Source organism: Corynebacterium marambiense (assembly GCF_016342275.1).
GTDB classification, from domain to species: Bacteria; Actinomycetota; Actinomycetes; order Mycobacteriales; family Mycobacteriaceae; genus Corynebacterium; species Corynebacterium marambiense.
Map to the genome: position 1 here is coordinate 1 of NZ_JAEIOT010000016.1, position 22,943 is coordinate 22,943.

General features: G+C 64.9%; 16 protein-coding genes and 1 other RNA gene. 8 read left to right on the forward strand and 9 right to left on the reverse strand.

The genetic code is table 11. The annotated features are described in order from the left end of the window. Positions 1–344: 344 nt before the first annotated feature. A complete protein-coding gene (locus tag JDV76_RS11410) occupies positions 345–494 on the forward strand; it encodes a site-specific integrase (protein ID WP_232959388.1) in 150 nt (49 codons plus the stop codon). A 134-nt stretch (positions 495–628) separates the two neighbouring features. Here JDV76_RS11410 and ssrA read toward each other — a convergent pair. From ssrA to ftsE, 5 genes are all read right to left on the reverse strand, one after another. Continuing rightward, positions 629–1,007: a transfer-messenger RNA gene (gene ssrA, locus JDV76_RS11415) on the reverse strand. A 185-nt stretch (positions 1,008–1,192) separates the two neighbouring features. Then, complete coding sequence (locus JDV76_RS11420; RefSeq protein WP_198737032.1) at positions 1,193–2,215, reverse strand: hypothetical protein; 1,023 nt, start codon at positions 2,213–2,215, stop codon at positions 1,193–1,195. 84 nt (positions 2,216–2,299) lie between these two features. Next, positions 2,300–2,791 carry an SsrA-binding protein SmpB gene (smpB, locus tag JDV76_RS11425; RefSeq protein WP_198737033.1) on the reverse strand — a complete coding sequence of 164 codons (492 nt, stop codon included), beginning with the start codon at positions 2,789–2,791 and terminating at the stop codon, positions 2,300–2,302. A 92-nt stretch (positions 2,792–2,883) separates the two neighbouring features. Continuing rightward, the gene (gene ftsX / locus JDV76_RS11430) at positions 2,884–3,786 is read right to left on the reverse strand and encodes a permease-like cell division protein FtsX (protein WP_198737034.1); all 903 of its coding nucleotides are present in this window, start codon (positions 3,784–3,786) and stop codon (positions 2,884–2,886) included. Between the two features lie 35 nt (positions 3,787–3,821). Then, complete coding sequence (gene ftsE / locus JDV76_RS11435; protein ID WP_198737035.1) at positions 3,822–4,511, reverse strand: cell division ATP-binding protein FtsE; 690 nt, start codon at positions 4,509–4,511, stop codon at positions 3,822–3,824. 308 nt (positions 4,512–4,819) lie between these two features. On the opposite strand from ftsE, the gene JDV76_RS11440 reads away from it, so the two are divergent. After that, on the forward strand, positions 4,820–6,526 hold the full coding sequence (locus tag JDV76_RS11440) for an AbgT family transporter (RefSeq protein WP_198737036.1): 1,707 nt from the start codon (positions 4,820–4,822) through the stop codon (positions 6,524–6,526). Positions 6,527–6,656: 130 nt separating this feature from the next. Here JDV76_RS11440 and prfB read toward each other — a convergent pair whose 3' ends face one another. Then, positions 6,657–7,763, reverse strand: a complete 1,107-nt coding sequence (prfB, locus tag JDV76_RS11445; RefSeq protein WP_198737037.1) for a peptide chain release factor 2 — start codon at positions 7,761–7,763, stop codon at positions 6,657–6,659. A gap of 38 nt (positions 7,764–7,801) precedes the next feature. Here prfB and JDV76_RS11450 point away from each other — a divergent pair, with 38 nt between their 5' ends. The 5 genes from JDV76_RS11450 to JDV76_RS11470 all read left to right on the forward strand — a co-directional run bounded on the left by JDV76_RS11450 (position 7,802) and on the right by JDV76_RS11470 (position 14,131). Then, positions 7,802–8,737, forward strand: coding sequence for an inositol monophosphatase family protein (locus JDV76_RS11450; RefSeq protein ID WP_198737038.1), 936 nt, complete (start codon positions 7,802–7,804; stop codon positions 8,735–8,737). Between the two features lie 206 nt (positions 8,738–8,943). Next, a complete protein-coding gene (locus tag JDV76_RS11455; RefSeq protein ID WP_198737039.1) occupies positions 8,944–10,686 on the forward strand; it encodes an HlyD family efflux transporter periplasmic adaptor subunit in 1,743 nt (580 codons plus the stop codon). A gap of 122 nt (positions 10,687–10,808) precedes the next feature. Continuing rightward, positions 10,809–11,483, forward strand: a complete 675-nt coding sequence (locus JDV76_RS11460) for an ABC transporter ATP-binding protein (protein ID WP_198737207.1) — start codon at positions 10,809–10,811, stop codon at positions 11,481–11,483. After that, positions 11,480–12,778, forward strand: a complete 1,299-nt coding sequence (locus JDV76_RS11465) for an ABC transporter permease (RefSeq protein WP_198737040.1) — start codon at positions 11,480–11,482, stop codon at positions 12,776–12,778. The genes JDV76_RS11460 and JDV76_RS11465 overlap by 4 nt, the downstream gene beginning before the upstream one ends. Before the next feature lie 213 nt (positions 12,779–12,991). Next, the gene (locus JDV76_RS11470) at positions 12,992–14,131 is read left to right on the forward strand and encodes a DUF2189 domain-containing protein (RefSeq protein WP_198737041.1); all 1,140 of its coding nucleotides are present in this window, start codon (positions 12,992–12,994) and stop codon (positions 14,129–14,131) included. Between the two features lie 102 nt (positions 14,132–14,233). On the opposite strand, the gene JDV76_RS11475 is transcribed toward JDV76_RS11470, so the two are convergent. After that, positions 14,234–15,643 carry an MFS transporter gene (locus tag JDV76_RS11475; RefSeq protein ID WP_198737042.1) on the reverse strand — a complete coding sequence of 470 codons (1,410 nt, stop codon included), beginning with the start codon at positions 15,641–15,643 and terminating at the stop codon, positions 14,234–14,236. A 32-nt stretch (positions 15,644–15,675) separates the two neighbouring features. Beyond that, entirely contained in the window at positions 15,676–16,392 is a 717-nt protein-coding gene (deoD, locus tag JDV76_RS11480; RefSeq protein WP_198737043.1) for a purine-nucleoside phosphorylase, read from the reverse strand. A 150-nt stretch (positions 16,393–16,542) separates the two neighbouring features. On the opposite strand from deoD, the gene hisN reads away from it, so the two are divergent. Then, positions 16,543–17,328, forward strand: a complete 786-nt coding sequence (hisN, locus tag JDV76_RS11485) for a histidinol-phosphatase (RefSeq protein ID WP_198737044.1) — start codon at positions 16,543–16,545, stop codon at positions 17,326–17,328. A 27-nt stretch (positions 17,329–17,355) separates the two neighbouring features. Here hisN and JDV76_RS11490 read toward each other — a convergent pair whose 3' ends face one another. Then, positions 17,356–22,881 carry a Rib/alpha-like domain-containing protein gene (locus tag JDV76_RS11490; protein WP_198737045.1) on the reverse strand — a complete coding sequence of 1,842 codons (5,526 nt, stop codon included), beginning with the start codon at positions 22,879–22,881 and terminating at the stop codon, positions 17,356–17,358. Between the last annotated feature and the right edge of the window lie 62 nt (positions 22,882–22,943).

A 22,943-nucleotide genomic window follows, 5' to 3' on the forward strand; every position in this document is an offset into this window, starting at 1 on the left:
ACACGCACGACATCGTCACAGAAACTCAACTGGGATAGGGCTTTGGCACAATGACATCCTTCCAGGCTGCCATCCCGGGGAAGCCAGATCAGATGCCACCTAACCATGCAGCAGAGCCCAGATCCTCGACAGTGATGGTGCAGACTGCGATGATCCCCCGAGCCCAGCGCGGGACGTCAAGCTCCCGAGAAAGGTCCGGAGGACTGTGTCTATCTCCCTGTCGATCAGCTGCACGACTTCGCGGTCGAGTCCGGATCTCACGTTCGGCTTTTCTGGCTGCTCGGCACAGTCGGTCCGCGATGGGGTGAAGCCGCCGGATTAAAGGCCGGTGACGTCGATTTTCTGTGCGGCCGGATGACAGTCGGCAGGAACGCCGCGCTGCCGCCGGGCTCCTAGTCTCGATTGGGGCGAACGTGAAGGTCATGCAGCCACAGTTGGGGCATGCGTCGGCGGCAATGACGCTCGACACCTACGCCGACCTGCTCGATGGTTGACCTCAAGGATATTTCATCGGTAATGGACAGGGCGCTGGCGCGACCTACGTGAGTCGCTCAACCAAATGTGGTGGGATTGTCGTGGCGCGGTCTTCCGAAAAGAAGAAAACCCCCTGTTTACTAGGGGGTTTTCTTTGTGGAGCTGCCGGGAATTGAACCCGGGTCCTCCGCAATCGCGCCAGGGCTTCTCCGTGCGCAGTTCGCGCCTGATCTCTGCTCGGCCCTCCGGCTCGGACGAACACGTTCCGGATGATGGGCCCAGTCAGCGGTGGGAGTCCCGTACGGCCCCGCTGACGCGGCCGGACGGCAAAGTCCCTTGATCGATGCCGGCTACCAGGTCAGGGACGAACCTGGGCCGACAGACACGCGGTCGCTGGTATTAGGCAGCGAGGGCGTAGTCGCGCTGAGTGTTCTCGGCGCTTATGAGGTTGCTACGACGCTTACGGTGGTCTCTAGCCTGCACCGGCACGCTTCCCCTGGCTTGATGCACGAAGTCGAAACCATATCAGCCCCTTGCATCCTGCGTTCTTCCCGATTTCCCTCAGGGCAACCGGTGGGTTCCGCAGTCCTGTGGTGGGTCGTACGTTGACCACAGGACTACCCACTCTACGCTGTGGGAACCCCACCCGCAAGCAGGTTCACCGACCGCCAGTATCGTCCACGCCCGAAGGCGGTTCGGGTGCCTTTCCACCGTCGCCTCACCCGGATGGGTTCGCCGGCTGCCCCTCCCCGGCATCGCTCCCGGCTTGTTCCCGCTCCCAGCGTCTCCGGGTCTCCCTGGATTTGCGGCTGTTGCGCAGTGAGATCACGCCGATGACGATCCCGATGACGATGGGTGTCCACACCTTCGGGTGTTCGAGCAGCCATTCCAACCATCCGGGTATCTCGTAGTCGGGCCACGGGATGGACGGGAGGTTGAGATTGGGCCAGGGGATGGAGGGCAGGTTGATGTCCGGCCACGGGATGGACGGCAGTGTTATGTCGGGCCACGGGATGTCGACGTCGGGCAGACGTTCGATGATCCAGTCGAGGATAGTCCCGATGATGCGGCCGATGAGCGGCAGCAGCACCAGGGCGGCAATGGCCCAGCCCGCTTTGCCCAGTCCCGCACCCAACGGGTAGAGCACTCTTTTCCAGGGGGTCTCCTCCATCTGCCGGTACCGGTCCTCTGCGGGCGATCCGGGTGGCGGGGTGAATTCGATGATCTCGTCGCTGGCGCGACGGAGGATGACTGATCGGACCTCGTGGAAGGCGTTCGCGTCGATCTTCAGGCGGGCGCCGTGTTTCTTCCTGTCGTTCCGGCTGTAGGTGCCGGAGGAGACGGTTTCGTCGATCCGCACGGTGGTGTCCTGCACGAAGGGGAGCCGCCCCCGCACGACGCCGTCGACGGTGATGAGCACCCCTTTCTCCCCGGCCTTCCGGATGCGTGCCGCCCCTGCCTCGAGTTTCGCGGTGCGGGCCCCCACCAGCGGCAGCCGACCCACCATCGGGACCGTCTTCCCGAGGAAGCCGTTGGTTGCCGTCAGCCCGAAGGCTGCGGTGTCCGCCCAGTCAGCTTCCTTCTTAGCTTGTTTGTCCACGCTTCCGCCGACTTCTTCCACCCCCTCGACATCCTGCTTGGACATCGGCCAGCCGGAGTCGAGTTCGCGGAGGCGTTCCGGGGAATCGAGGATCAGCTCGATTCGGCCCATCCCGGGGTGGTCGATGAGCCAGGTTTCCACAGTCAGACAGACTCTTCCTCGATCGATCGGCGCTCTGGAAAACGATGTTAACTGCGCCGACCGGGGTCTGCCACGGGCCGGGGATTAACCCTTGATCCCCTTGATGCGGCGACCGAGCTCCCGGGTTATCTCCCGTTCCTCGGTACGGCGCTTGATGTCCTGGCGCTTGTCGTAGTCCTGCTTGCCCTCGGCGAGACCGAGCTCCACCTTGAGGCGTCCGCCGACGAAGTACAGCTTGAGGGGCACCAGCGTGCGGCGGCCGTCGCGGACCTTGCCCATGAGGGTGTCGATCTCGTTGCGGTGTAGCAGGAGCTTGCGGGTGCGTCGGGGTGTGTGGTTCGTCCAGGAACCGTGGGAGTAGATGGGGATGTTGAGGTTGTGCAGCCACACTTCCCCGTTGTCGATCATGGCGAAGGAGTCGACGAGGTTGGCCTTGCCCTCGCGCAGTGCCTTGATCTCGGTGCCGACGAGCACGATGCCGCACTCGTAGGTGTCGAGGATCTTGTAGTCGTGGCGAGCTTTCCGGTTGGTCGCGATCACCGGGTTCTCGTTCGCCTTTTTCTTCTTCTTTGCCATAACCCGTCCGATGTTACCGCACCTGCCGCGTGCCGACGCCCGCCTCACTCACCGCTGTTGCGGGAGGGGCGGGCGTCGGGTGGCGCAAGGTGTCATTTACGGACGTACAGTCGGAGGGTGACCTGCGCGGTGATCGCCGCGAACACGACACCGACGAGGGCGACGACGGGCGCGATGACCCAGATGTCACCGGTGGTGATGGGCGCGATGAGCTGCGAGTCGTAGAGCCCCTTCAGCGCCCTGTCGACGACGAAGCTCTTGCCCGCCATGAGTCCCAGTACCGCGAACACGGAGCCGAAGAGTGTGGCGATGACGGCCTCGAGGACGAAGGGCGCCTGGGTGAACCAGCGGGAGGCGCCGACCATCCGCATAATGGAGATCTCCTCACGTCGGCTGAACGCGGCGATCTGCACCATATTGGCGATGAGGAAGATCGCGGCGAGGGCCTGGATGGCCGCGACGAGGAACGTCGCGTTCCGGACGGCGTCAAGGTTGTCGGTCGCGGACTGCAGATCGTCGATCTGGTCGATGACGGTGTCCACCTGCGGAAGATCGCGGACCGGGTCGAGCGGCGAGGTGTCGAGGGGGTCCTCGAGGCGGACGTGGACCGCCGCGGGGAGGGCATCCGGGGAGGTCGCCTCGACGAGCGCGGGATCGGTGTCTTTGAAGACCTCGACAAAGTGCTCGTAGGACTGTTTACGGCTGCGGAAGATCACGGACTCGACGCCGTCGGCGCCGTCGAGTGCGGTGAGGACCTCGCGGCACGGCTTGGTTGAGCAGTCGGTGTCATTGGCGGAGATGTCCTCGTTGAGCTGCACCATCACCTCGACGCGGTCCAGGTAGATGTCCTTGGTCCGCTCGGTCATGCCGGTGACCAGGAACCCGGTGGCGAGCAGTGCCAGGGAGATGGCCGTGGTGATGATCAGGGCAATCGTCATGGTGAGGTTCCGTCCCAGCCCCTGGAACGCCTCGCGGGCGACGAATCGGTATCGCATGCTGTTTGATTCTCCTAGAGAGGTGACCGGGTGGGTTAGTGTCCGACGCCGTAGACGCCGTGGGCGTCGTCGCGGACGAGCTTGCCGAGGTGGAGCTCGATGACCCGGCGGCGCATGGCGTCGACGGCCTGCGCGTTGTGCGTGGACATCACGACGGTGGTGCCGGTGCGGTTGATGCGGTTGAGCAGCAGCATGATGTCGTTCGACGTCTCCGGGTCGAGGTTGCCGGTCGGTTCGTCGGCCAGCAGCACGAGGGGCCGGTTGACGAAGGCCCGGGCGATGGCGACGCGCTGCTGTTCACCACCGGAGAGCTCTGCGGGGAACCGGTTGCCCTTGGCCTCCAGTCCGACGAGTTCGAGGGTTTCGGGGACGAGTTTCTCGATGACGCTGCGCTTCTTGCCGATCACCTCGAGCGCGAAGGCGACGTTGTCGTAGACGTTCTTCTTGGACAGCAGGCGGAAGTCCTGGAACACGTAGCCGACCCGCTGGCGCAGCTTGTTGACCTGCGCACCACGGAGCTTGTTCACGTGGAAGTCACCGACGTGTACGTCACCCGAGGTGACGTTCTCCTCACGGAGCATCAACTGCAGGAACGTCGACTTGCCGGAGCCGGAGGGACCGATGAGGAAGACAAACTCGCCTTTGTCGATGTGCACGGAGACATTGTCCAGTGCGGGCCGGGTCGAGGTCTTGTACGTCTTTGTTACCTGGTCGAAGGTGATCACACCCGTCACCTTAGTTCATTGACGCCACGGGCGAAACTCCGGTCACTTCCTTATCTGCCCCTATGTACTTGCTGTGACCTGGTATTTTCCCAACGTCACCCATACCTGATATCCCGGTACCGCGGAGTCAACGCACCGGAGCAGATCATGTACCGCAAACCGGTGGGGGGGGAACGACAGTAGCTACCGTCGTCGGGGCGATCTCGACTCGGTAAGGTACCCCGAACCGGGGCCCCCTTTCCACCGCCCCGCGCCATCCGCCCCGAAACCCCGTTGTCACGAACCGACACCAGGAGTCGCGAGAAGATATGACTGAGAACAAGACAACCAACCGGACACCGGACAACTCCACCGAAGATGGGAAGAAGCGGGAGCAGGCGCGTGGTTTCCTCGGGCTCGTCGAACGCCTGGGGAACATGCTCCCCGATCCGTTCTGGCTCTTCGTGATCCTCTCCGGACTGGTCCTCGTATCCAGCTTCGTCGGGGAGAAGATCGGCATGACTGCCACGAACCCGTCGACCGGCGAAGAGGTGCAGGTGACGAACCTCCTGTCGGCGGAGGGACTCCAGCGGATGATCAACGAGGCGGTCCCGAACTTCACCTCGTTTCCGCCGCTCGGACTCATCATCATCGTGATGCTCGGTGTCGCCGTCGCCGAGCATTCGGGCCTGATCGGTGCGGCCATCCGGGGCGCGATCGGCCGGGTCGGACCGACGATGCTCACGTTCGTCGTGGCGCTGGCCGGTGTCACCGGATCCATCGCCTCCGACGCGGTGTACGTGATCCTCATCCCCATCGGGGCGACGGCGTTCCGGCACGTAGGCCGCTCCCCCATCGTGGGCGCGATGGTGGCCTTCGCGGCGAGCTCCGCGGGGTTCAACTCCTCACTGATCCTGAATATCACCGACGTCCTGCTCGCCGGTCTGTCGACGTCCGCGGCCCAGATCGTCGAACCCGGCTACGAGGTCTCGCCGTTGGCGAACTACTTCTTCGTTGTCCCCTCCGCCGTGGTCCTGGCGCTCATCATCACCGCGGTCACCGAGCTGTTCGTCCGGGACAAGGCTCGCGAACTGGTCGATCACGACGACGTGGACTACGCGGCCGCCAGCTTCGGCGAGACCCCACCGAACGCCTCGAACGGGGACGCCGATTCCGATTCCACAGGTGCAGACTCCGACGCCTCGACAGCGGCAGATTCCCGGACCGACGGGAGCGCAGAAGACGACGCAGAGGATCAGGACGAGGCACGTCTCGAGCTCCACGATGTGGAGAAGCGCGGCCTGGTCCGGGTCGCCATCTGGTCCCTCGTGCTGCTGGCCGGCTACTTCGCCGCGATGTTCGTCCCCGGGTCGCCGCTCCAGGGTGAGGACGGCGCCGTCATGGAGTCCCCGCTGATCCGCTCCATCGCCGTGGCCATCGCCCTGTACTTCCTCATCATCGGCATCATCTACGGGCGGGTCACCGGAACCATCACCGAGGCCGCCGACGTCCCCGCGTTCATGGCGAAGGGAATCAGGACCCTCGTCCCGATGATGGTGCTGTTCTTCGCTGTCGCCCAGTTCCTCGCCTACTTCACCTGGTCCAACCTCGGGGTCTGGTCGGCGATCCACGGCGCAGAACTGCTCTCCCGGGCGGACCTGCCGAACCCCGTCCTCTTCGGGCTGTTCGTCCTACTGGTGGCGGTCCTGAACCTCATGGTGACCTCCGGCTCCGCGCAGTGGGCACTGATGAGCCCGGTGGTCGTGCCGATGATGATGTACGTCGATGTCTCCCCCGAGGTGAGCCAGATGCTCTTCCGTATCGGTGACTCCCCCACCAACATCATCACACCGATGAGCCCCTACTTCGCACTGGCCCTGACGTTCCTGCAGCGCTACTACAAGCGGGCCGGTATCGGGACACTGATGTCCCTGGCCCTGCCCTACTCCATCGCGATGCTCGTCGGATGGTTCCTCTTCTTCCTCGTCTGGTACATCCTCGGACTACCACTCGGCCCCGGGGTACCGGTGCGCTGACAGCCCCACACCCCGCCGAGGTGGGCCGCAGACACCGGGCACAGAAACAGCCCCCTCCCGACGCATTCGGAAGGGGGCTGATTTTCACGTTCGGGCAGGCAGCGAGCCCGGAGACCCGGAACTCCCGGGATCAGCCCTCATCCTGTTGCTGGGCCATCCGCCAGCGGATACCGGCCTCCAGGAACCCGTCGATCTCACCGTCGAGAACCTTCGACGGATCGTTGACCTCGAAGTTGGTGCGCAGATCCTTGACCATCTGGTAGGGGTGCAGTACGTAGGAGCGCATCTGGTTGCCCCACGAGTTCGACCCGTCCCCCTTCAGGGCGTCGAGTTCGGCGCGTTCCTCCTGGCGCTTGCGTTCCAGCAGCTTGGCCTGGAGGACCCGCATGGCGGAGGCCTTGTTCTGGATCTGCGACTTCTCGTTCTGGCAGGTCACGACGATTCCCGTGGGTTCGTGGGTGAGTCTGACCGCGGAGTCCGTGGTGTTGACCGACTGACCACCGGGGCCGGAGGAGCGGTAGACGTCGACCCGGATCTCGTTGTCCGGGATGTCAATGTGGTCGGTGGTCTCCACGACGGGCAGGACCTCGACCTCTGCGAAGGATGTCTGGCGGCGGCCCTGGTTGTCGAACGGGCTGATCCGCACGAGGCGGTGGGTGCCCTGCTCCACGGACAGCGTGCCGTAGGTGTAGTCGCCGTGGACGACGAAGGTGGCGGACTTGATGCCGGCTTCCTCCGCGTAGGAGATGTCGTAGATGTCGACCTTGTGCCCGGTCTTCTCCGCCCAGCGGGTGTACATCCGCATGAGCATCTCCGCCCAGTCAGCGGCGTCCACGCCGCCGGCGGCGGAACGGATATTGATGACGGCCTCACGGGCGTCATACTCGCCGGAGAGCATGGTCTTGACCTCGTAGGCCTCAATGTCCGCACGCAGATCACGGCGTTCCTCGTCGACGAGTTCGGTGGACTCATCCTCCTCCTCGGCGAGCTGGTACATCACCGGAAGATCCTCGAGCCGCTGCCGGAGTTCCCCGACTTTGCGCAGCTCGGCTTGCATGTGGGAGAGCTTCGAGGTGACCTGCTGGGCGTGCTCGGGATCATCCCACAACGTCGGATCCGAGGCCTGCGCCTCGAGCTCACGGACGCGGTCGGCCATCGCCTCCGGATCCATCACCTTCTCGATGGTGGTCAGTGTGGCGTCGAGTTCATTGAGGTCTGCGGTTACATCAGGTTGCACAGTGGTTAACACTACCGTGACAGTGCACAATGGGCAGCATGAGCGAGCCGCGCCAGCGCATTGAATCTCCGTCCATCACCGTCTCCTCCCCGAACGGGACCGTTCCGGGCCCGACGACCTCTCCTACCACCACTGATCTGAGCCACCACTACGGAACGGACACCCGGAAGCTGGTTGCGGAGTTCACCACCGTGCACGCCGGGTCCACCGACATCGAACTCGCGTGCGCCCTGGTCCGTACCGCAGGGCAACTGGCGTTGGCGATCCGGGAGGGCGGAGGACTCGACGTGGACTACAAGACCTCGGTCTCGGACGTCGTCACAGAGGCCGACCGGGCGGCGGAGACCTTCGTCGCCGAGGCGCTGGTTGCGTTGCGCCCGGATGACGGTCTCCTCGGTGAGGAAGGTGCAGCCCGGGACTCGGTGTCGGGGCGTACGTGGGTGATCGACCCGGTGGACGGGACATACAACTTCACGTCGGGGTCGGACTACTTCTGTTCCGCGCTCGCCCTCGTCGACGGCCCCCCTTCCGCACCATCGCGTCTGCACTTCGGGGCGGTGCACCGCCCAACCCACGACACGACGCATCTCGGTGGGGCGGAGATACCCACGACGGTGAACGGAAGGGCGGTCGGGAACCTCGATGACGCCTCCTGCGCCGAGGTGTCACTGGCCACTTATATTCATCCCACGTTCCTCGCCGAAGACTCCGTCCGGGATGCGTGGTTGGCAGTCTCCACCCGCTTTGCGACACTCCGTATGCTCGGCGCAGGCTCCGTCGATCTCTCGAGTGTCGCGGAAGGAAAACTCGGTGTGTGGACCCAGCACAGCGTCGCGGACTGGGACTGGCTACCCGGCCGGGGTCTCGTCGAAGGGGCAGGCGGAGCCTGTCGCAAGATCGAGGCCGGAGGAAAAATCTGGTGCGTCGCCGGCAACCCCAGGGCCGTCGAGGAGATCGCCGCAATCTGGTCGTGATGGTCGGGAGACACCCGCGCGGTGTTGATTCACCCTCAAATATACGGGGGTAGCCGCTGGAACACGCCCGTTCCACACACTTAGAGTGGGATGACTACCCCTGTTCGCCTCACCTAGCGGAAGGAGTGCTGCCACCAGTGCGTCACTCATCTCAGTCACCTTTCTTTGAGCAGTCGGTGCCCAGAGGCCGCACCATACTCCTGGCCGTGACCGCTATCCTCGCTCTCGGACTGACGGGATGCGGATCGGGGGATGACACAACGCTCGCCCCCCACGAATACCGCGTGGTCAAGGTAGGTGACGTCGTCCAGGAGCTCCAGGTGCAGGGAACCATCACCGCAGGTGAGACCAGATCGGTGAACACCGCCCTGACCGGCCCGGTCAACACTCTGAACATCGCGGTCGGTGACAGGGTCGAGGCAGATCAGATCATCGCGACGATCGATGTGTCCGAGCAGGAGCGTGCCCTGCGTGATCAACAGGCCCAGCAGGCCGATGCCGTCGTCGGTGCCGTCAACGGGATTGAACAGGCGCAGCAGGCGTACGACCAGTACCAGGAAGGCCTCAACGAGGGGCTCAACCCCGAGCTGAATGGCGCGGAGTCAGCACTCCGTACCGCGACCACCGCCTACGACAATGCTCTGCGCTCGTTCGAGGAGAAGAAGTCACAGGTCAACGCGGGGCGCGATGAGCGGCTGGTCAGCCAGGAGCAAGCTGTCGACGCCGCCCGCAAACAGGTATTCTCCGCCTCCTTAAACGTGGCCCGCGCCGGAGTCGGATCCGTCGCCGCGGAAACCCGCGGTGCGGAACAGAATCTCGATCTCGCTGCGGACCTCGCCACGTTGTCGGCCCTGCGCCGGGAACTGGCGGATGCCGCCGGCGATCAGGAGAAGACGGCGGAGATCTCCGCGAAGATTGATGCTCTGCAGGCCTCGATCAAAGCCCGACAACGGTCAGACAGCATCATCCCGGAGCAGGAGATCAACGCACACCTGGGCACGGTCGAATCAGTGGCGAACCTGGCGGATTCCGTGCAGTCGCTCAACCGGCAGCAGCAGGCCTACGACGCCGCCCTCCGTTCGGTCAACTCCGAGCTGGCCCAATCGCAGCGGGATGTCGCCGCGGCCTTCGAACAGAAGAAGGACGCCGCCGTCGCCCTAGAGACCGCACGGTTGAATACCCGGCACCAGTTGCAGAATCTCACGAGCGGCATCGAACAGGCCCGACGTTCCGCCCAGGCCGCCAGATCTGGATCGAACCGGACCGCCGAGTCCCTGAACGCCGATATCGCGTCGAGTACGGTCCGGGCACCCTTCGCAGGTTTGGTGATCGCGGTTCCCGCCGAGGTGGGTAAACCTGCCGCGGGTTCCATTGCGACGATCGCCGATGACACCGGTCTCACCGTGACGGCGCAGATCCCGGAGATCGACGTCGCGAAACTGTCCCCCGGTGCGAAGGCGGAGTTCACGACCCCGGCGACCGGTTCCAGTACCTACAAGGGCACCGTCTCCTCCGTCTCGCCCGTGGCCTCGGGGGTGGCGTCGGCATCAGCGGCCACCGGAGATACCGCCGCTGGTGGGCCGACGAAGGACACGAAGCCGACCTTCGCCGTCGTCATCCGCGTCGATGGGCCCACGGATGGTCTCCGCATCGGCGGTTCCGCGAAGATCCACATAACGTTCGCCGAGGAAACCGACACGATCTCCGTGTCCCGTGACGCCGCCTACGACCGCGACGACGGCACGAAGGCTGTCTTGGTGGTCACAGAGGACGGGACCGTCGAAGAACGCAGCGTCACCCTCGGTACCGCAGATGACTTCACCGTCGCTGTCAGCGGCGGGGATCTCAAGGAGGGTGACAAGGTGATCAACCAGGGTTCGACTCATCGGTATCTCATCGGCCAGAAGGTGAAACTCGACACCACCGAAGACGGAGACGACGGGCGATGATCGTTCGCCGGAGAAAGAACTCTCCAGCAGGTCGCCACGAACAGGTTCCCGCGCATCCGGACACCACCGCCGCTACTGCCCTCACGCCGGGGCAGACGGACACTCCCGGCCTCCTGCTGGAGATGCGCGGGATCACCAAGACATTCAACATCGGCACCGACAATGAGCTGACGGTGCTCCCGGGGTGCGACTTCACCGTCAAGAACGGTGAATTCGTCTCGGTCGTGGGCGCCTCCGGGTCCGGCAAGTCGACCCTGATGAACATCATCGGGCTCCTGGATTACCCGACGTCCGGTAGCTACTTCTTCGGTGGCATCGACATCCTGAGTATGCCGGGTGACAAACTCGCCGAGTACCGCAACCACCACATCGGTTTCGTGTTCCAGAACTTCAACCTGATCGGCCGGATGAGCGCGGCCCGGAATGTGGAGATGCCGATGATGTACGCCGGTGTCGGCAGGAAGGAACGCAGCCAGCGTGCCGAGGAACTCCTCGACCTCGTCGGGATGGGCGAACGGATGAAGCACAACCCGAACGAACTGTCCGGCGGCCAGAAGCAGCGCGTCGCCATCGCCCGGGCCCTGGCGAACAACCCCGATCTGATCCTGGCCGATGAACCGACGGGCGCGCTGGACTCGGTGACCGGTCGGCTCGTCATGGACATCTTCCACACCCTCAACACCGAGGAAGGGAAAACGATTGTCCTGATCACCCACAACCCGGAACTCGCGGCGGAGACGACACGCACCGTCACCATGACCGACGGACGACTGGACAACGGGGTGATGGTCCCGTGACCTACGCCGAAGCAATCCGACTGGCGCTGGGGAGTTTCCGCAGCAACAAGATGCGTTCCCTGCTGACCCTGCTGGGTGTGATCATCGGCATCTCGTCGGTGATCGCGATCCTCACCCTCGGGGCCTCGCTGAAGGCACAGACGGTCGAGGGGCTCGCCGCCGCAGGCGTCAACGACTATGTCGTGAAGGTCGAGGCCCGGCCCAAGGACGGTGAGGAGCAGACCGAACAGTCCAACGCGTTCATGTACGTCCCGTCAGAGCCCGTCGCCGCGTCCTCAAAGATCACCCCGCAGTTCATCGACGTGCTGTCCGACCGGTTCAAGGGCCGGATCAGTGGTGTGGCGGTGGGGGCCATGTCCTATCATCCCGGAGACGCGGCCTCGTCCGATGCTCCGGAGACCACCCAGAGTGTCACCCTCAGTGCAGTCAACCCGGACTACATGGCGATGCAGAGCTTCGAGATCGGCTACGGCCGCAATCTGGCCGACGATGACATCATCGGGGAACGCTCCGTCGCGGTGGTGAACCAATCCGTCATTGACTCCTTGTTCGCGGGAGATGCCACTGGTGCACTGGGCCAGACCATCGACTACACCTCCTCCGACGGGTCAACGTTCCCTCTGATGATCGTCGGCGTGATCGCGGAGAAGGGGAAGGGAGGACTGCTCTCCGATTCGTTCAAGGAGTACAGGATCTATGCTCCCTGGACCGTCGATTCCCGGTTGAACACCGATGATCCGGGGCTCTGGGATCAGGTGTCGGTCCGGCCGTCTCCCGGGGTCAACGGCGAAGCGCTGCTCGCGGATCTCAATTCCTTCCTGGAGCTCGCCTACGCCGATGATCCGGAGTTCACGGCAAACGCCCGGGACATGAGCAAGGACTTCGAGATTCTCAAGACGATCATCGATTCGCTGAGTATCGGGCTGTCCGTCATCGCCGGGATCTCCCTACTCGTCGGCGGCATCGGCGTCATGAACATCATGCTCGTGACGGTCACCGAGCGGACCCGGGAGATCGGTGTGCGCAAGGCGCTCGGTGCCCGGAACGGCGACATCAGGCGCCAGTTCGTCATTGAGTCGATGATCATCTGTCTCTTCGGCGGCATCATCGGAGTCCTGCTCGGCGGTGCACTCGGCATGGTGGGAGCGAATTTCCTCGGTAAACTCGTCTTCCCGCCGGTGATCGGCGTCGTCGTCGCCCTCGGCTTCTCCATGGGCATCGGGGTGTTCTTCGGTTTCTACCCTGCGGAGAAGGCAGCACGAATGCGCCCTATCGACGCGCTGCGCTACGAGTGATCCCACCCCACGGAATCTGCGGGGTCTACCCTTGCGGTGCGCGCGCGGCTACTCTGTTCAGGACGGGAATCATTCGGCGAAATACCGGTGTGCCTCTTCCAGGAGCACTCGTCCTTGGATAGGTGACCTGCTCAGCGACAGATACACGACGAGAATCCGCCCGCGAGAACCCATAACGCACCTAACGGTGCAGACAGAGGAGAACAACACACAGTGGCAAAGGACGACTACCCCCCGTATCCGGGTGGCGACTACCACCCGGAGAACGACAACAGTTCCGGCAATCCCTACGGTGCCACCAACGACCCCGGCTACTGGTCCGATGACAGCGGCTCCGACTATGGGGCTCCCGCCGATCCCCACGATCCTGCGGCCGGGTATCCGGGTTACGGCACACCCGCCGATCCCCACGGTCCTGCGGCCGGGTATCCGGGTTACGGCACACCCGCCGATCCCCACGGTCCTGCGGCCGGGTATCCGGGTTACGGCACACCCGCCGATCCCCACGGTCCTGCGGCCGGGTATCCGGGTTACGGCGCACCCAACAACCCCTACGGTTCCGCCGGATACGGCGGGGCGATGCCCTTCACCGCCGACGGGCGCCGTCTGGTGCGGGGCGACGGGAAGGTCCGCACAGTGGAGAGCATCAGCTACGGTTTCCGAACCGTGTTCGCCTCGCCCGCAGCGTGGATCGTCGGCAGCCTCGTCGTGGGTGTCATATGCACCGCGGTGTTCACCGTCGGTACCTTCATGACGATGAGCACCATGGCGGCGTCCGGTGCCTTCGACCCGGAGACCACCACGACATCCCCGTCGGCCGCCGGTGGATTCAACCCCTTGGCGATGATCCTCTTCGTACTATTGATGGTCGCCGTACAGGTGACCTTCGCCGCCGCGGCGTTGAGGGCGGCAGACGGTGCGAAAATCACCTTCGGTGATTTCTTCAGCAACCCGAATCTCGGGAAGACCATCATCTTCGCGCTGATCGTCAACCTCGTCACCGGTGGGATTCCGTACCTCATTCCGATGTTATACGGGTCAGACACGGGCATCGCGCTGATGGTACAGATGCTCATCAACCTCGCCCTCCTGTTCCTCGCACCCCTGTACATGCTGATGTACCTCTTCGTCCTCGACCAGGGGGCGTCCTTCGGCGACGCCGTCAACCGTGGTTTCCAGGTCGGCAGCCGAAACTACCTCTCCTTGCTCGGGTTCTCCCTTCTGTGGGGTCTCATCATTGTGGTCTCGGCCATTCCGCTCGGGCTCGGTCTGCTCATCACCATGCCCGCGTACATGGCAGCCCTCGCGTACGTCTTCCGTCAGGCCAGCGGCGGTATCTACCCGGAGGACTGATCCCAGGCCCGTTGCTCCGTCACGAAGAGCCGCCCCCTACCGGATACCTGGTAGGGGGCGGCTCTTCGTGTGTCCGCCGTGGCTGACCGGGAGTAGGGACCGCTAGTGCTCCGCGCCACCCGGGGCTGCGGCGCGCTTCTCATCGGCCGTCATGCGGCGGTCGGCGAGCAGGTAGACCGCGCTGCCGATCACGGCGACGAGGGTGATGATCCAGAGGACCGTGGCGTACTGAACCCCGGTATCCGAGGAAGCGGTGGTGGCAAAGCGGAAGAACTCGAACTTCAGGTCCATGAGCTTCGCGGTGTACGCGATGCCCACCGGGATGGCGATGTTGATGGTCAGGTTGTAGAACCCGATGGCCACACCGGACTTCTCCGCCGGAATGGTGGAGATCGCGGTGGACACGAGCGGCGCGTAGAGCAGTGCGAACGCTGAGGCAAACAGGATGATCGAGATGATCAGGACAGCGACACTGGCGGTGGTGAACACCGCGGGGAGCGCCAGCGCGAGAACGATTCCGGCGAGAGCGACGGTGATCGTCTGCCGTGAGCTGAGATACTGGCCGATCTTGCCGGACAGTGCACCGACGACGATGGCGACGGCGTATCCGGGGGCCAACAGCACCGATGCCTCGTCGATCTCCATGCCGTGGAGATCGGCGGTAGCGAACGGGAACATGAAAATGTAGGCCAATTGCACGGAGTAGACGACGAGCACGAGGACGAGCGCCCAGACGTAGCGCCTGTTGGTGAAGAACTCGGGACGGACCAGGGCGCCCTTGTGCGCGGTGATGTGCCAGATGAAGCACGCGGTCCCGAGGACGACGGGGAACAGGTACAGCCAGTTGAAGTCCTGCATGAACAGCATGACCGAGGTAGCGATGACCGCAATGAGGAAGAGTCCGAGCACATCGAGGTGACTGGACACGGCCTTCGCCGGTGGGACCCGTTTGATCAGCACTGGGATGGTGAACACGAGGATCAGGGGGACCAGGAACATCGCGGTCCAGGACACGGTGGTGGCCAGGAATCCGGATCCGAGGATGCCGAAGAGCAGGCCTGCCTGGAACGCGGACGTGGAGAAGCCGAGGTAGGTCTTCTGGTCCTTCGCATCCAGGTACTTGGTGACGTAAATGACGTAGAGGGTTTCGGCGGCGGCGAGGCCGGTGGTCTGGATGACGCGCCCAGCGAGGACCATAGGCCAGATGCTCTGGAAGAAGAATCCGATGAGTGATCCGGTGACGATCAGGGCAATACCGGCGATCATCAGGGATCTGATGGAGAACGCGTCGGCGAGTGCCGCGTAGACCACGGCGCCGATGCCGATGACGATGCCTGCGAGGGTGGCCTGCAGGCTAACGGTGGTGACGCTCAGGTCGAGGGCATCGGCGATGGGCTTCGACATGAACTTGAAGCCATTGTCGATGACGAGGCAGAACACGAAGCTGAAGAGCAGGATCGGCACCGCCCTTTTGGGGTTGACGCCGTGCCCTGCCGAGATGGGGGTGTCCATTGGTGTGGTGCTCCTTGATGCGGGTGAATCAGCTAGACGCCGGCGAGCGGTAGGGCGAGCTCCATCATCCGGGTGAACGCGGTCTGTCGTTCCTCGGGAGTGGTCCGCGCTCCGGTGGCGATGTTGTCGGAGACGGTGAACAGGCCGAGTGCGTCGGCACCGTTGGCAGCGGCGACGGCGTAGAGGCCGGCGGTCTCCATCTCGACGGCGAGCACGCCCATCTTCGCCCAGCGATCGTTCGCGGTCTCATCGGCGTGGTAGAAGATGTCGCTGGACAGGACGTTGCCGACATGCGTCTCCACACCCTGCTGACGGGCCTGTTCCTGCAGCGCGGACAGTAGCCGCCAGGAGGCGGTCGGAGCGTAGGTGCCGGGGACGTTGTACTGGGAGAGGAAGTTCGAGTCGGTGGACGCTGACTGCGCGACGACGATCTCGTAGAGGTCCAGATCCTTCTGGAATGCGCCGCAAGAGCCGATGCGGATGAGCTTGCGGCAGCCGAAGACGTTGATCAGTTCCCAGGAGTACAGGGAGATGGAGGGGATGCCCATGCCGGAGCCCATCACCGAGATCTCACGTCCCTGATAGGTCCCGGTGTAGCCGAGCATGTTGCGGACATCGTTGAACTGGACGGCGTTGTCGAGATAGGTCTCGGCGATGAATTTGGCGCGCAGCGGATCACCGGGGAGCAGGATGGTCTCGGCGATGGGGGCGTCTTTGGGGTTGATGTGCGGGGTGGATTCGGTGCTCATGGCGCATCTCCTCGTGTGTTGTTTTCGGGGCCGGGCGGCCCCTCTCATTTCCTGTGCCCATTGTGACCCAGCATGCGAACATTTGTCCATGTGATTCTTTTCATTTGTTCCGTCGGTCTCGGCAGCGCACCTCACCTATCATTAGTGGACATGAGCACCTACGCCGATGACCTCGCACTGGCCCTTGAACTCGCCGATATCGCGGACACCCACACGTTGGACCGATTCGAGGCATCAAACCTCACCGTCGAATCAAAGCCGGACATGACGCCGGTGAGCGACGCCGACATCGCGTGCGAGAAACTCCTCCGGGAACGACTGTCCACCGACCGTCCGGCGGATGCAGTACTGGGTGAGGAGTTCGGCGGTGACGCCGCCCTCGAAGGGCGCCAGTGGGTGATCGACCCGATCGACGGAACGAAGAACTACGTCCGTGGCGTTCCCGTGTGGGCGACACTCATCGCACTGCTCGTCGACGGGAAACCCGTCGTCGGCGTCGTCAGTGCCCCGGCACTGGCACGCCGCTGGTGGGCCGCGGAGGAGCAGGGCGCCTGGCGGTCCTTCTCGGGCGGCTCCCCCAAGCGTCTCCGGGTGTCCGGGGTCGCGGACATCGCGGATGCGTCGGTGTCCTTCTCATCGCTCGACGGTTGGCGGGACCGCGGGCTTCTCGACGCATTCCTGAAGCTCTCCGATGACACCTGGCGGCTGCGGGGATTCGGCGACTTCCTCTCGTATTGCCTCGTCGCGGAGGGGGCGGTGGACGTCGCCGCCGAACCCGAGGTTGCCCTGTGGGACCTCGCCCCGCTCGCGGTGCTGGTCACCGAGGCGGGCGGTCGTTTCACCTCCCTCTCCGGGGTCGACGGCCCTTCCGGCGGCGACGCCCTGGCCACCAACGGTCTGCTCCACGAGGAGCTGCTGGGGAGGTTCACGGTGTGAGCACCGCTCTCCTCCCCGGCCCAGGCATCAATGGCTGAGGAACCAGGGAGCGAGCATCCCTTGCAGCAGATCACCGTGCAGGAGCGCGAACCCGATGGCCCCGATGAACAGGGGCAGGGTGAGGAGCAGCGCCAGGAAACTCCGCCCGACGGAGGATCCCGCGTCGGGTGCTTCGGGACGGTCCGGCACAGCGACGGTGAAGGTCGTGCGCGCGGGGCTTTCCCCGGGCCGGATCGTGACCACGGTGACCGTCACCGTCTCACCCGCAGTATCCGTCGTGGGAGTGACCTTCACGGTACCGTCAGCCGCAATGCTCACACCCTCCGGGGATCCTTCATCAAGGCTGAATTCCACCCCGGTGAGATCCGTGTCCGGGGCCGGGGAAACCGTGACCGTTCCATCGGGGTGGACCACCGGCTCGCCGTAGGGAACCGGGGCCGGCGCGGTCCATGCGATGAAGGGAACCTCGACGACATCCTGTGAGCCGTCGGCGTAGGTGACCAGGACCGTCGCGGGGGTACTGCCGTCACCGGTTGTGGTGACCTCCCCGTCATCGGTCACCCGCACACCCGGTGCACCACCGTCCACCGGTGCGAACCGCACCCCATCGGGGCGGGTCCCGTCGAAGACGATGCGTGAGGCGAATGCCGCGGGCTGTACCGGCTTGAGTCCGGTCTCCACCTGCGGATCGTGGGTCTCCGCGCCGGTCCGGGTGTTCTTCTCATGGACGACGAACCGCGCCGTGGTCGAGGCCGTTTCTCCGCCACCGGGGAAGGACACGGTGACGGGTACCTCGACGATCCCGTCGGCTGTCGCGAGGTGGCTCCGGGTCGTGGCGATCCCGACCGCGCCGGTGGCGTGATCGATGACGACACCGGCGGGCGCCCCGTCCGCGAGATCGAAACGCAGCCCGTCGACGGGCACGGAGAACCGCCCGCCGTCGACCCGGACGAGCGGTTCAGCGAAGGCGTCGGACCCCGTGTCCACGCTCACCGCCGGGTAGATCACCCGGGTGTTCTCCGCCGTGGGAACCGCCGCGGCACCGACGGCAAACACCACGGGCACGGTGACGGTTTCCGCGTGCTCATCGTTGAACGTGATCTGAACGGGAATGGTGATCTGGCTGTCGCGGTCGTCGTCCGTGACCGCGATGGTGAGCACACCGGTGTCAGGTTCGAGCGTGACCTCCCGATCAGTGAGTGCCGTGACGTTGAGTATCCGCCCGGCGCGCCACAGATCGACGAGTTCACCGGTCTCCGGGTCGTGCTCACCCGCGTGCCGCGGACGGTACTTCGGTGCGAACCGGAGCGGCCCGGAGGTGGCGCTCCGGGCATCGTTGTCCACGGTGACGGGGTCGTAGAAGAAGCGCACTGCCGCTGCCACGGAACCACCGTGACCGTGGTCATGGTCATCTCCGGGGTCCGTCACGGTGGTGCGGAGTGTCGCCACGACGCTGGTCCCGTCGGGGTAGGTCAGGGTGACCGGGAGGTCGACCTGCTGACCCGCGAGGCGGTCGGGGGCGATGAAGCTCAGCAGATCGGGATGGTGTTCGCGGCGGGTGATGTGCGGGGAGAACTCGTCCCAGACGTCACCGGTGGGGTCGACGGACCGGATGAGCCACCGCTTCGGCCCCCAGCGGTAGTGGGAGTGCTCCCCCGCGAAGGCATCGACGGTGACGACGGTCCGGTGCCCGGCCTCGGCGGTGAGGTTCGCGGTGAGTCCATCGGGCACGACGGCGTCGGCGTAGCTCTGTGTGTGATAAGCGAGTTCCCCACGGGCGGCGTCGCCGTCAGTGAACTCGACGATGATGTCGACCCTTCCGTCCCCGGGTTCACCTGCGGGTGTGTAGGTGACCACGCCGGTCGTCGGGTCAATCTCCATGCCCTCTGGCGCGTCCAACAGGATGAAGGTGGCGACCAGGTTACGGGAGACCTCCGGAACGAAGATGGGGGCGCTGACGGAGGTCTTCCCCTCCGCAACGCCGTAAAGGTCACGGTAGATGACGGAAACATCGCTGCTGGCCCGGTCGACGGTGAAGGTGGCATCGGCGGTCGCGGTGGACCCGCCGGGCAGGTGCGCGGTGACGTTCAGCGTGCGGGTCTCCCCCGCGTGGGCCACGGGATCGAGGAGGGTCACCTCACCGGAGTTGCGGTCCACGGTGAAGAGGTCGGCGTTCTCCTGCCCCGGGGTGGCCTCGAACCAGGTGCCGTAGACGGTGGGTCGCTGCGTTCCGGCCGCACCGTTGACGAAGGTGGGCAGGACCGCGTTCTCGTTGGTCACGTGCTCGTCCTCCAACCCGATGTGAACGCGGCGCTCCGGGTAGGCGAACGTCAGTTTGTCCAGGTAGGCGTCCCGCGTGAAGTGAACGACCGACATCCGGCTGGAGCCGTCGCGGTAGATCACCCGCACCGGCACATCGGCCTCTCCGACGCCCGCGGCGAGGGTCGTGGTGACCCTGCCTGTCCGGGGATCGACCGAGGCGTCGGGGGTTGCCCCCGGGTCCGCGAGTTCATAGGTCGGCTCGGGCGCAGGCGCACCGTGCGGCGCGCCCGACCGCACCACATGCGTCGGCCAGCCCCCGGTGACCGGGGTGGAACCGGTGATGTCGGTGACCCAGTCGTAGACCGTCACATAGGACACCGCCATCGACGTCGTGGTCACGTGGACGTTCTGGGTGTACCGGGAACCGTCGCGGAACACTGCGGTGACCACTATGTTCCGGGAGTCATCCGCGCCCATGATTCCGTCGTCGATGGTGATCACACCGGAATCATCGATGCTGATTCCCGGTTCCGGGGTGACGAGTTCAAAGGACACCGGATCAACGCGGAGGAATGCGGTCTCCGGTTCCACCGTGATCGGCCCCACCGCGAGCAGGTCCGCACTGTTGTAGTGGATGCGTGAGCCGGCGAGGCTCACCACCTCAACGTTCAACGGCGCACTCGTGGTACCGCCACCCGCGAAGCTCACCTCGACGAGGGCCCGGACACCACGGGCCGGGGCATCGTCCGGCACCTTGGCGGTGATCACACCGGTCCCCGGATCCACGCTCAACCAGTCGGGGGCCCCGTCGGACAGCCGGTACGTCGCAGCCACCGGGCCAGCACTCCCCCTGGGATGCGGGATGACATATGGGCTGAAGGTGCGGGTTTCACCCCGCACGACGCGCAGATCCCCGTAGTCGATGGTCGGGGTGAGGACGCTGCTGTCGCTCACCCGGACGACCCACGCGACATCACCACCGGTGCCGTCGGCACGCCGGATGCGCGCCGTGGTCGCAAACGTCTTCCCCGCATCAGCGGATTCCGGGGTGAACACGATCCCCTGCCCCGTGAGGGTGAACCTCCCGGATGCGTCATCGACGAGCGTCACATCGCCGGCCGGTATCCCGCCGCCGAGATCCCACGTACTCGCCGCACCGGACGGTACCGTCTCGTAGTTGTCGGCGGGCAGCTCATAGTCGACCGGGTTGTCCACGATTCGCACCGTCTGGGTGGTGGTGAGCTGCTGCCGTGCGCCCTCGGCGTCCACGATCTCCACCGCGACCTCCACCGTGAAGCTCGTCCCCGTCGGGACGTCGGCGTCGACGCGGACCGCCCGATCACAGTTGGCGTATCCGAAGCCCTCCTCGAGATGCACACCCGCAGGCAGGGACTCGGGCGCGGTAACCGTGCAGGTGGAACCGCCGACGCCGGTGAACTCCGGGAAACGCTCAACGGTTCCCCCGAAGTCCGCGTCGGTGAACAGCAGATCACGCAGCGTCAGGTCCCGGTCCGAGCCGGGGGTGAGGTAGACGTCCCGCATGCTGTAGCTGCCCTGCGGGCCCGCCGCGAGAACCGCATCGACAAACGCCCCGGAATCCAGGGTGGTGAACACAGCGACATTCCGGTCCGTGGAACCATCCAGGTAGGTCACGGTCACCGGAACCTTCAGGATCTCCGCCTCCACTACCGCTGACCGGGGGACCGACACGGTGCCGTCCGCGGCGATCGACGCCCCCGCGGGCGGGTTCTGTCCCAGGGTGAAGGTGAGTTCCCCAGGCTCGGTGCCGTACTCCCGGTCATCGTCGGTGACGAGCACGGGGGAACTGACTTCTCCCTCTCCCGGCTTCACATCGACGATGTTGTTGTAGTGGTTGTCGTGTCGGCCGTTGTAGGGACGGGTGAACAGCCGGACCGGGGCGGTCACCGGTTCGTGGTCACCGACGACGGGAGTCGCCGTCACAACGAGGCGAATCTGCTCCCTCCCCGCCTTCGGCGCTGTGAAACGGATGACCCTGTTCCCCGGCTCTTCCTCGGTTATCTCCGCATCGACGTCATCCGAGGAGACGGTGAACGTGTAGCCCATGGCATCGACTGGTTCCTCCCCGCGCATGAGTTGCGGAAGCGGCACGGAGGCTTCCCGTCCCGGGATCACCTCGCGCCCACCCACCGGTGCCAGGTGATAGTCCCCGATGCCGCCACCGGCGGATGGGGTGACCCGGACGGTGAACATGATAGGGACGTCGCCGGACGGCAACCCGACCGATACCTGAACCCGGTAGTCACCGGGGGCGACACCGACACCCGGTAGGGCGAGGATCGAGCCGTCCGTCACCGTGACCCAGTCCGGCCCCTCGGTGATCTCGACAGGCACGGGCAGGTTGTCCGGTATCGTCCATCCGTTCTTCTCATAGCGGACGGGAATCACCGAGTGGGCACCTGCCGACACCGGGGTATCCGGGATGACGGGGGTGATGTCGGATGCGGTACCGACGTTCCAGACGGCGACGTCGTCGGTGGCACTGCCGTCCCGGTAGGTGATGGTCACCGGCAGCGTGAGCGTGCGGTCGTAGACGTCGGGTGTAACCACGAGTTCCACCCGATCATCACGGATGCGGGCCCACGGCGGGGTATCGACACCCGCTCGCGGGAGTATGGAGGCGATGAGCTGCGCCGCCTCGTAGTCGTTGCTGCGCCCGTACTCCAACTCCACGGGGGCGCTCTTTGTGAGCACATTGTCCACCGTGACCGGAACGAGCGTGTATCCGCCACGGTCCGCCATCCGCCCCACCGCTGTCTGCACCTGGACGATGCGGGTCGAGCCGTCGAGGAACGTAACCTCAACGTCCACCGGGGCGTTCGGTCCAGGTGCAGCGCCCTCCGGGGCCTCGTACACGACGTTGCCGGTGTCGATGTTCACCGACAGGCCCGGAACATCGTCGATCAGTCGGAACGTCATCAACCCCCAGGTGCCGACCGGAAGCCCGGTCGTGGCGTCGTAGACGTCGGGGAAGGACTCCGCAACCACGCCCGGGGTTCCGGTGATCACCGGGTAGGTGATCGCGATCGTGGAGAAGTCCCAGGCGTGCCCATCGCTGTCCTCCGAAATCTCCGCTGCCGTCGCCACTTGTGGAACAGTGATCGGGGCGGCGACGAATGGTGTAATCAGTGCCACGGAGGCGACGGCGGCGATGTAGGCGACCCGGGCAGAGCGGCTCGACCGGGCTCTGCGGGTCAGTGGGGATGTGCGCATGAAGTTGTCCTGTTCCTCGATGGTGGTGACCGCGACCACCGCGTCGTTCCTCCCGCTGAGGTTGGCGACGGGAAGAAGTGAGGCGGATACGGCGGCGGCTC